Annotated in this window: 8 protein-coding genes; 1 reads left to right on the top strand and 7 read right to left on the bottom strand. The window is 53.5% G+C overall.

The features are described 5' to 3' along the window. Nucleotide 1 precedes the first annotated feature (1 nt). Nucleotides 2–751, top strand: a complete 750-nt coding sequence (locus B1748_RS00695; RefSeq protein WP_087565940.1) for an ABC transporter permease — start codon at nucleotides 2–4, stop codon at nucleotides 749–751. Between the two features lie 743 nt (nucleotides 752–1,494). Here the strand turns inward: B1748_RS00695 and B1748_RS00690 are convergent. From B1748_RS00690 to B1748_RS00660, 7 genes are all read right to left on the bottom strand, one after another. Next, nucleotides 1,495–2,058 carry an NUDIX hydrolase gene (locus tag B1748_RS00690; protein ID WP_306299306.1) on the bottom strand — a complete coding sequence of 188 codons (564 nt, stop codon included), beginning with the start codon at nucleotides 2,056–2,058 and terminating at the stop codon, nucleotides 1,495–1,497. A 33-nt stretch (nucleotides 2,059–2,091) separates the two neighbouring features. Further along, a complete protein-coding gene (locus tag B1748_RS00685) occupies nucleotides 2,092–3,966 on the bottom strand; it encodes an ABC transporter ATP-binding protein (RefSeq protein ID WP_087565938.1) in 1,875 nt (624 codons plus the stop codon). Continuing rightward, nucleotides 3,956–5,719 carry an ABC transporter ATP-binding protein gene (locus B1748_RS00680; RefSeq protein ID WP_087565937.1) on the bottom strand — a complete coding sequence of 588 codons (1,764 nt, stop codon included), beginning with the start codon at nucleotides 5,717–5,719 and terminating at the stop codon, nucleotides 3,956–3,958. Before B1748_RS00680 ends, B1748_RS00685 begins: the two co-directional genes overlap by 11 nt. A gap of 5 nt (nucleotides 5,720–5,724) precedes the next feature. Continuing rightward, entirely contained in the window at nucleotides 5,725–6,186 is a 462-nt protein-coding gene (locus tag B1748_RS00675; protein ID WP_256975457.1) for a MarR family winged helix-turn-helix transcriptional regulator, read from the bottom strand. 288 nt (nucleotides 6,187–6,474) lie between these two features. Then, nucleotides 6,475–8,412 (bottom strand): glycoside hydrolase family 36 protein, encoded by a 1,938-nt coding sequence (locus B1748_RS00670; protein WP_087565935.1) that lies wholly within the window; start codon nucleotides 8,410–8,412, stop codon nucleotides 6,475–6,477. A 13-nt stretch (nucleotides 8,413–8,425) separates the two neighbouring features. After that, on the bottom strand, nucleotides 8,426–10,963 hold the full coding sequence (locus tag B1748_RS00665) for a DUF5060 domain-containing protein (protein WP_179215300.1): 2,538 nt from the start codon (nucleotides 10,961–10,963) through the stop codon (nucleotides 8,426–8,428). A gap of 72 nt (nucleotides 10,964–11,035) precedes the next feature. After that, nucleotides 11,036–12,226, bottom strand: a complete 1,191-nt coding sequence (locus B1748_RS00660; protein WP_087565933.1) for an SGNH/GDSL hydrolase family protein — start codon at nucleotides 12,224–12,226, stop codon at nucleotides 11,036–11,038. Nucleotides 12,227–12,289: the final 63 nt, after the last annotated feature.

Below are 12,289 nucleotides of genomic sequence, written 5' to 3'. Positions count from 1 at the left end.
GATGGGATTCCGTTCTTTCCTGGGGCTGCTCGGCGCTGAACGATTAAAGCTTAGCCGCTCCTTGATCTGGCTGCTCGTCCCCATTAGTCCGCTGCTGGCCGCGCTTATCGGCGCCATGTCGAATTTGACGGACGTACCGGAAGCATCGCGATACGATCTGCTGCAATCCACTGTCTTTATGCTCCATGCCTTGCTTCTGTTGCCCATATTGACAGGCATCTTCTCGTCCTTCGTGTGCAGATACGAGCATAACGGAGGCGGATGGAAGGCAACGCTTAGTTTGCCGGTATCGCGCACCGCTTTGTACGGCGCCAAGTTTATTATGGTGGCTGCCTTGCTTGCCGCCGTGCAGCTAATCATGATCGGCGCGCTTCTCGCGGCATCCGCCGTACAGGGAATTACAGGCAGCATCGACTGGCAATCGGCGCTCGTCTCCCTCCTAACGGGATGGATTGCGTGCCTGCCTCTGGCCGCTTTGCAGCTGTGGGCTTCCATCGGCTGGAGCAGCTTCGCCGCGCCGCTGGCCATCAACGTGTCCATGACGATTCCGAACATACTGATCATCAACTCCGACAAGTATGGACCGTTTTATCCATGGGCGCAGCCGGCGCTCGGCATGCTTGTAGAAGGCGGCGAGCAAAATTTCGGTGCCTTTAATCTGCCCCTCGAGAACATTCTCGTGACGGTAGGCTGCAGCTTCGTGTTGTTCGTCGCGGGCGGACTTCTTTATCTTCATCGCAAAGAGATTTGATTGTTGCGGGCGAAATCGCGGAGAACGCTAACGTAACACGCGCGAGTCAACAACATCCCGTTCATAAACGGCGAGAAATCCTCTATCGAGGCCTTTCAGAGATGAGGGACCTCCAGCTTTGCAAAGCAAAGCCGCTTCGGAAGCATGAGGTACGACTAATCGCCAAATAGAATTTTGGTTTTCGAATGCTCGAAAAGTGGTAAATCTTGAAAAGCAGCCGGTCGGCGAGCTTTAGAGCGATGACGCCGACTTAAATCTTGAAAGGCAGCCGGTCGGCGAGCTTTAGAGCGATGACGCCGACTTAAATCTTGAAAGGCAGCCAGTCGGCGAGCTTTAGAGCGATAACGCCGACTTAAATCTTGAAAGGCAGCCAGTCGGCGAGCTTTAAATCGATGCCATCGACTTAGTCTCCACCCGCAGCGGTTGCTCCAGCATACCGAGGAAGCAAAAACACATCCCGAAGATCCTCATCAATCGTGAAGAGGACATGTCTATGATTCACCACAAAAACGAGGTGGAAGACACCCACCTCGGAATTTTATAAATTCTATAATGTCGAGAAAAACCGTCAGGATAGATCATCCTGACGGTCCTTTGCGTTTGAGTATGGACGACATGGTGAGCATTAAAGGCTTAGCCGATCTATTCAGATAAGTGTGACCATCGGAACGGACGGAGTGCCGCTATTTCGCCATATCAACCAGCGACAACCGCTACCCTAAGGTTTCCCCCTTACCACTCTCCTACACCCGAAACAACCCGTAGCCGTTCAGCGGAACGATGGGGGCCGCATCCTTAAGCAATCCCGCCGATTGACCGCGGAACGCGATATCGGCCAGCCATCTGGTAAACGGCGCGACGTTCATCTCCGCCATCTCCTCAAGCGTAAAAAAACCTGCGGCATCCACCTCGTAGTTATCTGGCCGCGGCTCGCCGCCGACATAGTCCATGGCAAACGCGATGTAGACGTTGTGAATGTCCCTCGGCTGATCGCGCAACGCAGCGACGCCGGTAACGACGGCCTCTATGCCGCTTTCCTCCATCACCTCGCGCACAATCGTTTCCTCGATGGGTTCCAACTGCTCGATGTAGCCGCCGGGATTGGTCCAAAAACCTTTGCCCGGATTTTGCGCGCGGCGGACGAGCAGCATTTTGTCGTCCTTCTTCACGAGTGCCCCGACGCCGATGCTATAGCTGCCCCAGTGCACGAAGCTGCATGTCGTACACGCTTGTCGCGAATGACCGTCCATCTCCCTGTATTCCATCGCGCTCCCGCAGGCTGAACAAAACTTCACTTCCACTCCCATACCTTCTCCCCATGTCTTGGATTATTACTTTCACTATGTTTGAACATTTTTGAACTGTTGGTCAAACATGCCGTAATATACGCCTCGCCGCTCCATCAGCGCGTCATGCGTCCCTTTCTCCTGAAGCTTGCCCCGGTCAATGACCATGATCGCATCGGCGTCCCGGATCGTATTAAGCCGGTGCGCGATAATAAACGTCGTCCGGCCCTTCATCACCTTGAGCAGCGCTTCCTGAATATGCAGCTCCGTCCGCGTGTCGATGCTGCTGGTCGCTTCGTCGAGGATGAGAATCGACGGCTTAGCCAGGATGACCCTGGCGATCGCGAGCAGTTGTCGCTGCCCCTGGCTCAGATTGCCGCCGTTCTCGGTCAGCTCCGTACCGTAGCCTTGAGGAAGCCGCCGAATAAAGGCATCGGCATTGGCCATCCGCGACGCCTGCAGCATTTCCTCCTCCGTCGCATCCGGCTTTCCGTACAGAATATTGTCCCGGATCGTACCGGAAAACAGATACGTATCCTGCAGCACGATGCCAAAGCATTGGCGCAGACTTTCCCTCGTGTAGTCCCGGATATCGCGGCCGTCGATCAGAATGCGGCCGCCCGTCACATCGTAAAAGCGCGTAAGCAGATTAACGATGGTCGTCTTGCCCGCTCCCGTCGGCCCTACCAACGCCGTGCTGCTCTCTTTTGGCGAATCGAAGCTGACATTGTTCAAGATAGGGACATCCTGGCGATAACCGAAGTTGACATTCTCGAATACGACATGCCCCTTCGGGTTTGACAGAACGATAGCGCCAGGCGCATCGGGCTCCTCTTCCTTTTCGTCCAGCACCTCGAACACCCGCTCCGCGCCCGCTACGCCTGACAGCAGAACATTGTAGATTTGAGCCATCTCGTTAAGCGGACGGACAAACTGCCGGGAATAACCCACGAAGCTCGCGATCAGACCAACGCTAAGATGTCCGTTGACGGCCATCACGCCGCCGACGATCGCGATGGTGGCGATCCCGATATTGTTAATTACGCCGAGGAGCGGCATCAGGAAGCCCGACCAGATCTGCGCTTTGAGCGACACCTGAAGCAGCTTGCCGTTCACTTCCTCGAACTGCTGAATCGACTTGGCCTCGTGATTGAATGCCTTTACGACCTGCAAACCCGTGATCGTCTCTTCGATATGGCCGTTAAGCTTGCCCAACTGCGCCTGCTGCTCCTTAAACAGCACGCCGGTCCGGCTCGTCACGAATTTCGCAAGCAGGTAGACAAGCGGCACCGTGATCAGGGTAGCGAGCGTCAGCAGCGGGCTTAAAACCAGCATCATGACAAGCGAACCGACGATGCCGATGAAGCCCGACATCAGCTGCACCGTCGATTGCGATACCGTATTGCTGACGTTGTCGATATCGTTCGTCACCCGGCTCATGAGCTCGCCGTGGGATCTTGAATCGAAGAACCGCAGAGGCAGCTTCTGCAGCTTGCCGAACAGCGAGCCTCGCAGCTGCTTTACCACACGTTGGGACAACCCTGCCATCAGCCAGCTCTGGAGGAAAGACAACGCGCCTTCGCTGACATATGCAGCAATTAAAACAAGCAGAATGATTTCCAGCAGGCCGAAATCGATGCCGCCATCATCCGCCGCGCTCATGGCGTCGATGGCGGATCCAATCAGATAAGGCGCCGCCACAGCCAGTAGAGAAGTCGCAATGACGAATGCGAAGATAACAATAAGACGCTTGCGCTCGCTGCCGAAGTAACGCCAGAGCCGAAGCATCGTCGCTCGCATTTGCTTCGGCTTGACCGGCTTCCGGCCTGCCCCGCCCGCGCCGGGTCTACCGATCCCTGGGATTGCCGGCGGCACCTTGGCTTCGCTTGCGCCACCTTGACCTTGGCTTCCGCTCGAACTAGACGACATCGGTCTTCAGCTCCTTCCCGATCTGGGAACGATAGATCTCTTGGTACACCTGGCAGCGTTCCAGGAGCTCATCATGCGTTCCTTTATCCACGATCTTCCCTTGATCCATGACGATAATGTTGTCCGTATCCATCACGGAAGTAATCCGCTGCGCGATGAGCAGGCAAGTCATGCCTTGCGCATAAGTCTTGAGCGCGGATTTGATGCGAGCCTCCGTCACCATATCGACCGCGCTGGTGCAATCGTCGAGAATAAGAATGTCCGGTCTGCGGATCAGCGCTCTCGCGATGGATATCCGCTGCTTCTGCCCCCCGGACAGATTAACGCCGCGCTGTCCTAACAGGGATTGATAACCTTCAGGCAGCCGCTGGATAAATTCATGCGCCTCGGCAAGCTTAGCGGCCTCTACTACTTCTTCGTCCGTCGCGTCTTCCTTGCCCCAGCGGATGTTGTCCATAATGGAGCCCGTGAACAACATGGTTTGCTGCGGCACGATGGCGATGCGTTCCCGAAGCGCCGACGGATCGAGCTCTCTGATATCCGTATGGCCTACCCGGATCTCGCCGGAGTCCGCATCGTAGAAGCGGGGAATCAGCTCCACAAGACTGCTCTTGCCCGAGCCGGTGGAGCCGACGATGCCGATCGTCTCGCCGGGACGGCATGCGAAAGTCGCGTCGTCCACCGCCGGGCTGCCTTGTTCGCCGCCGTAGGAGAAGGTGACGTTCCGAAACTCGATGGAACCGATCGAACCTTTGGCCCCCGCACTCCCTCCCGTTTCGCCTCCCCATTCCCCCTCTTCCCGCCAAGTCATGCCGTTCTCTTGTTTGAATACCTCGCCGATCCGCTGCGCGGACGCTTTGGCCCTGATGAACATCGTGAATACCATCGTCAGCATCATGAGCGCGAACAAAATTTGCGTCATATAGTTGACGAAGGCCACGAGATGCCCGACCGGCAGCAGATCGGCATTCAACCACCGCCCGCCAAGCCAGAGAACCGTCACGATACCGAAGTTGACCGTTAGCATAATCGCGGGATTAAAGATCGACATCGCCCGCATCGCGTTCGTCGAGCGGGCGCGCTGCTCCTCGTTCGACTTCTCGAATCTCTCTTCCTCGTAGTCGAATCGGTTGAACGCCTTGACGACCCTGACGCCGGATAAATATTCACGCACCGTCGCGTTCACCTTGTCCAAGGACTTCTGCACGTTCATGAACCTCGAGAACCCGATTCGAATATTAAGCGCTACCAATACAATGACGATGGGAACAATAACAAGCAGAATAATGGACAAATTCCAATTGAGCCGGATCGCCATAATCAGCGCGCCTATCCCTATAATGGGAGCCTTTACGAAAATGCGCATCATCCCGTTTAGAAAGTTCTGCACGAGCGTTACGTCGTTCGTCAGTCGCGTAATGAGCGATCCGCGGTCGAATTGGTTCATGCTGTCGAAGGACAACGACTGGATTTTGGCAAACAGATCCGAGCGAAGCTCAGCTCCGAATTTCTGGGAGACATGGCTCGCCACAACATTGCGGATGGAAGCCGCTACCGCCCCCATTGCGGTAATGAGCAGCATAAGCCCTCCCATTTGGAGGACATGGTTCATATCCTTCTCCGCGATTCCCTCGTCGATGATGTTCGCGAGCAGCGTCGGCATCATCAGATCCGCGCCGGCTTCGATCGTGACGAACAGGATCGCGAGAAGAAAGCTTTTCCAATATTTTCGAATGTAGCGCCCGTAAGGCATTGGAGTTAGTCTCCTTTCCTAGGCAGATGCGACGACAGCTTCTCCATCAGGGCCACAAGCTGCCGCTTCTCGTCTTCGTTGAAATGGGCGAACGGCTCCTCGAGCGATTCCAGCCAGGCCGCTTCCATGCCGGCAATGGTCTCTTCGCCGCTCGGCGTCAGCTTGACGAGCTTTACCCGCGCGTCTTCGGGACTGTTCTCCCGCACGACGTGCTTCATCAGCTCGAGCCTATCGATCATCTGGGACATCGTGCTCGCCCGCACGTCCAGATGGGCGGCGAGCTGCCCGATCGTCCTTCCCTCCGTGCAGCGCAGATGGCGGAGGAGCATCCATTGCACGCGCGTCAGCTCCGGCTGGTTCCGATGGAACGCCTCCGAGCGCAGGTAACGCTGAATGCGTTGCATGTGGCCGACGAAATGTTCTAGCGTTACTCTGCTGTCCGGGTTGCCCCTTTTAGAATCGTTCAAGTTGCTATCCTCCACGTTCTCCCCTCCCGCTTCGAATGTTTTATCGCTAAACATATTATATAGCGAACCTAAATAAAATTGAAGATGGGGCTTAAAACTCCATCTGCGACATATTCGCATCAAAGCCTGTAATAATGTCAACGATAGGGTATAACATCCCCTCTTGTTGATCATCTGGGACATCGTGAACATGCCTAAACAGAGCCCCAGTTCTAGAAAATATCTAGTAGACGGGAGACTCTGCCTTTAGACCTTCTCTTTTTTAATATGGCTTTCGCAAATTCAAGCTCAAGGGCACCGCATCGTTTCCTTGCTAAACCACTCCCACAGATTCGTAATTGGCGAATTCGATAACGCTTGTGTTGAAGCAAAAATCAGCTTGCAGCCATGAGGCGGCATCGTAACAACAAGATCTTGAACCTGATGCTGCGAGTTGATCCCAAAACGCCCCTCCCGAATATAACAAACAGGCATGTCGATTAGTTTCTCAAGCTGATATTGCACCGTTAGCTGCTCCTCCGACGGGTTAAAGAACAGCAGGAGGGCGCGCTCTTCTTCCGGCCAGACATGTGTCAACACCAGTTCCTTGCCCGGCCCGGCCAAAAGCGGCTGCTTCGCTTTCATCGCGCCTCTCGGTTGAAGGAATTGGAACAGCTCTAGCCGCTCCGGTGACAGCTCGTGCAACGGATCCGACGTATACACCGCCCCGCCAGATACGGCCTGAAGCAGAGCCAGCGACTCGATTTCAGTATCGGTCAATTGAATATGGAAATGTCTAAGCATGACGGCATCGGGATCGTTTTGCCAGAATACGTGATTGAAATAGTTACTTCCGCCGATTTCACGAATCATGTTGCGCGGACCAAAGCTATTCTCATTCCATTGCGCTCCAACATCATCGGCTATCCTCATCGCATCGACATATCCGACAAAAGGCAAGAAGGGAGCAATACAGCCCAGCCAATAACTGTCTTCACCTATTTCCTCGCGGATTACATGCATGAATTCACGGAAATACTGAACGGATGTTTGACCTGGCGTATGCCGCTTTACTTTACTGCTATCCTGCAATCCCCAGAGCATAAAATCGGTTTTAAATAACCGCACACCCTGTTCTTTGAAAGTCCGAAATACATGGCGCATATACGCCATCGCATCCGGATGGCTTGTGTCGAGAACGTAGTACTCTTCATCCGCGTATCCCCAGGCTCTCGGCTCATTATAGCAGCGCCATTCGACAACCGGCTTATCCTCAAGATCGTGCAGGACCCAATCCGGATGCTGCCCGTAGAGCTGACTCCGATTGCCTACCATGTACGGGCCGATCCATATCCCCGGCGCGTAACCATACCTTTGAATGTCAGCGAACGCTGCCCCCATTCCTTCTGGCCACATCTCATTCGTAATCAACCAATCTCCTGCGGAAGGGAAGTAGCCCGCATCAATCTGTATCGATTGCAGTGGCAAATCAGGAATCGCCGAGAATGCATTCAGGTACTCACGCAGGCGCTCATGAGTAAACCGATGATACCAGTAATACCACGAGCACCAATGATAGGCAGGTTTACGATGAGTCCTGGCTCCCATCGCTTCCGCTATAACGCCAGCCGCTTTCACGAGCCCTTCTTCGAGTTTGTTCTCCCCGCGGAACTCCATATCCGGAAGATTCCAGGTCCCTTCCCCCGATACGCGCTCCATTCGAAATCCTGCCGTAAATTGTGCGGCTTGCGTAATAGGATCACTGATCTGCACCTCATACTTAAGCATGTATGAGTCATGATTGGCCGCGGAACTGAATAGATAGGCTTCGTTGTCATGCAGGGCAATTATTCCGAAACTTTCCGTTCTTTGATATGGCTCCTTGAGCAGCTGACTTACGGTCGTTAATCCAGATGGCCCGCCTATTCCTAGTCCTTGACGATAAATATCGGCAATGCTTCCAGCATCGGCTCTAAATACAGGATGGAACCAGAGAGGAGCTGTCTCAAATCCAAATAATTGAGAACGGATAGCTACTGCACCATCGACATGCGCAAAACATAATGTAATTCTCTTCTCTCCGCCAGCTAATAGGTAACCGATTTCACTGCTGTCTTGACGACGATCTACCGTGACTTGAACAGGTCTAACCGGCCTACCGTCTATTCCAGGGAAACAATCGGCCAGCAGCAAGTCTCCCATTTGTATGTCGAACGCTCCGTGATCATATATATGCACCTTTATCATCTAGCTCATCCTTTTACATGGTTTCTTCTCCATAGATCTCTATCGCACCGATCCGCGCAATCCCCATCATATCTCCCTTGTAGCACAATATACGCAACTGAACGCTCGATACGGGAGCAAACGTGAGGATGACCTCCGTCAGATTGTTGTCTCGCACTTCCGCCAACACCGACCATTGTTCCCCATCCCAGTTCTCAATATCGAAGTCGCGTAATTGAAGTCCAGCCCCGGTTGTGTACAAATCCAATCGTTTGATCACTGTCGGCTTCTGCAATGCAATCGCCAACCATTGCGGACGTTCTGGCGATGGGAGCTCTCCATCATGTTCCGGGACCTTGGTGGTCCAGCCCGTGAAGTTGCCCCGCTCGCTCGCAATTGCTCTGCCTGGACGATAGCCGTTGACCCAGTCGGAGGAAGACGCCGAAGCCACGGCTCCTCTCAGCAATGGGTTCACAACTTCGTCGTAATGGTTCGGCACATCATAATCATAATCGGCCGTCAAGCCCGAACCATCCATTGCCGCAGCAACAACTTTCACCGGCCCGCCCTCCATGCAGCTTAGCACCCCGTACGGGCTAATATAAACTTTGTCCGTCGACGTTCTCCCATCCTGCTCAAATACAGACCAAACGACCCGTTGGTCATGTGTATTCGGTGGACTAAAACGCACAAAAAACTGCCCCCCTTCTCGATCTATGGAGATGGATTGTGCAGCTTGCATAGGCTCTCTGCGATCCTGAGCAGCTATAATAAACGTCCTGCTTGCTGATAAACCTCGATCGGCAAGCTCCACGGTGACCCGAACGTTGCCGTTTGCACGAGCCATCAACACCCCTTGAGCATCGACATCGGCCGCTATCGTCGGCCCACCATCGAGGTTCGTAACGCCCCATACAGGATGCATTACTTCTCCGCCTGGCAACATAACAGCAATCAATCGCAATATTCTGTCCTTGCCGAAGATGATTGTCGCTTGATCCTCGGAACGAATGGCCAACCTAGGCTGTATGCCTGACGCATCGCTGACTACGAGTAGCAGCCAATCTTGTTTGTCCGGCTTAGGCGGAATAACCCATTGGCCATTTTCGGGATATATAGGACCAGGAATAGCTTTGTAGAGGCCTGTACGTGGATCATACCAACTCGCCTCATATGGAATAGCCGCCATTTGCTTGAGAACTGCCCCGTTCACATCGTCTCCGGTGAATAACGCTACATAGGTACGATCCCCATCCACCATAAGGAAGCTATCCAAACTCTCGCAAAAATCCCCGTATTCCGTATTTCTGAAGCAAGGCTTCAGCCTCCACCACTGAAGAGATTCAAAAAACTCCCTAAAATAGGTCATCTGCTTGCCCGCCTCCGCATTCAAACCGTCAAACCAGCGATAATATGGACCGTAATGGAACCAATCTTCTGGAGAATTATTCAACGCCCATACCCCTTGCACACCGTACCCGTATCCATATGAGCCGTTAAGAACCGCCCTGTATGCCGCTGTTCGTGCGCCGACCGTGGGTTGGTTATTATGCTCGTACCGTGTTTCGTAAGCAAGATAAGGCTTGGTACCCTCCCCTTGCCAGAAGCTTTCCATGTAATCCTTGGACAAATCCAGCGGTTGAAGTGCAAACCAGTTGTGTCCTTCCTCGTTCGCCCAACCGGAGCTTGCATTGTACTGCATATGAGCTGTCATCGGATGTTTGTAGCAGTCATAACGATGGATAGCCCTGCCGATCTGCTTCCAGTATTTTGGGTCCAGTTGGTTATAGAAATCAGGATCGATCTCCTGGGCAACCGTCCACAAAACGGGGTAGGCACCATAACGGGCCACCCAATAGCGGCCAAGCTTGGCCAGCAGGCTTGAGTCCGTGACCTGCAGCATGCTGGAAAAGGTCAGTGCCGCGTTGGCATGTACAAGTCCACAATCGGCGATATAAGCAAACTTCCGATCGAGATTACGGAGCAGCTCAAGCGATGATTCGCGTATGCCCTGATCACAGTCCAAATGAGGTCCCGATGTCACAAGAGGCTCGGATTGATAGACCGTGAAGCCTTGGCTGACTCGGTGATCGACCATATGATGAAACTGCGATACGACTCCGACCACATTAGAGCGCCCCTCCGCTTCCGACGGTAGAAACCAATGTGTATCGCCCAAATAAAAGAAAGGCGTTCCGTCGGCATAGGTAAAATAACGATCTCCTTGTACAACTCGCAAAAACCCTCGACGATACAGCTCCCATACGCCCGTATAGGGTACACAATTGAAGCTCCACGGCACATCGATATTTAAACCTGCATTATGTTTATCGTTACAAGTCACCGTCAGGGACCATTTTCCAATAACGTTAGGAGCAAATCTAATTTTCCAGCTCGACTCTCCATCCCAAAAGGCTGGACGGACCAGCACACTGCCATCGGGGCCCCGAAACGTGGCAGTTACCTCCGCTTCACCGAACGGGTCCCCATACGAAGCCGTACTCATTAGTTCCCACTCCATGCAGCGCCACTGCTCAACCTCTCGAGTCGCGCTCTCCCATCGTAGCTGCACACCTGATTCCTCCCCCCTCATATACACTCCGATCATATATTGCTAATTGCACGCTTGCCTCCTATCGATTCCTTATGGCAGAGAAGCTAAAAAAGCTATTCGGCAACGCGTGCCTTCGCAACGCATGCCGTTCCCATGTACAATCTCAAGCTCCGCCACGTGTTCCCCCTCGTCCAGTTCCTCTGCCAGCACCTCGACATGGTACAAGCCTTCGAGAGGACACCACTCTGCCCGCTCCGGCTTGATTTCCACCGGCTCGGCGCCGTCGATGCTGCATCGGAAATCGGCGTACAGCCGTCCGAATTCGAATCCCAATGCCGCCCCCCTTCCACGGAAACGGAATCTTAGCTTCGCACCTATCGCCGATGTTGTCAGCATGCGGTCTATCCAAACGACATTCGCGCTGCGCTGAATCGTCCAAGGACCTTCAAACTGCACATCGCAGAACGGAATAATCTGCGCAGCCTCCCAATGCCTCTTATTCAGAGGCTCCGGCAGCGCTCCATCCGGTACAATTCCACCTCTTGATGTTATTAGGGTACTTTTTGCCGTTTCTTCATGGACAGCTATATCGCCGGGTGCTTTCTCTAGCTCTTCCTCCAAGAACGCTATGACGCTCTCTGCGTAACTGTAGCTGCCGCGATGCGTCGGATGCAGGCCATCCGGCAGCCATTCCTCCCAATTCATACGTCCCCTCTGCACTTCATTGAAAGCATAAAGACCCATCCATACCGAACTCAGAAGGTACAGCTCTCCTAGCTGTTCGAGTTCTGCAATGGAATCCGGCACGCCGCCCGTTATCATCTCTGCATACATCGCTTGCAGGTATGTATAGACAAGCACCACATCGGCTTCGCTTTCCACTAACAGCCGCCGAAGCACCCCCTCTCGAGAGCGCTTGCGCCGTTCTTGGTCGCCGTAATAGTCGTTGACCGCGTATTCCACAAACACAATATCGCATTGATGACGCAGAATATCCCGCTCCAAACGAAATATGGCAAGATTGCTTCCGGTTGCTCCAATGGCTGCATTTTCAACTGTAAAGCGAACATTCGGGTAACGCTCCACCAGCCACGACACGATTTTCTCAGGCCAGTTATGTCCCGGTCTGGCTTCCGTAATCGATCCTCCAAGAAATCCCAACGTAACCGAGCCCCGGTCAATTGCTTTCCGCAACGAGGATAAAGGTGTACGATGCTTCCAGATCCGAGCAGCGGTTTGATCCCGCTCCGGGTCGAGCCTTCTATTCATTATTTTGTTCATGAATACACAATCTCCTTAAGCAGAAGTTTGTTGCGAATCCAGCATCAAATCACGTATTGCCCT

This window comes from Paenibacillus sp. MY03, assembly GCF_002165585.1.
GTDB classification, from domain to species: Bacteria; Bacillota; Bacilli; order Paenibacillales; family Paenibacillaceae; genus Pristimantibacillus; species Pristimantibacillus agaridevorans.
This window is presented reverse-complemented; position numbering and strand designations above follow the sequence as displayed.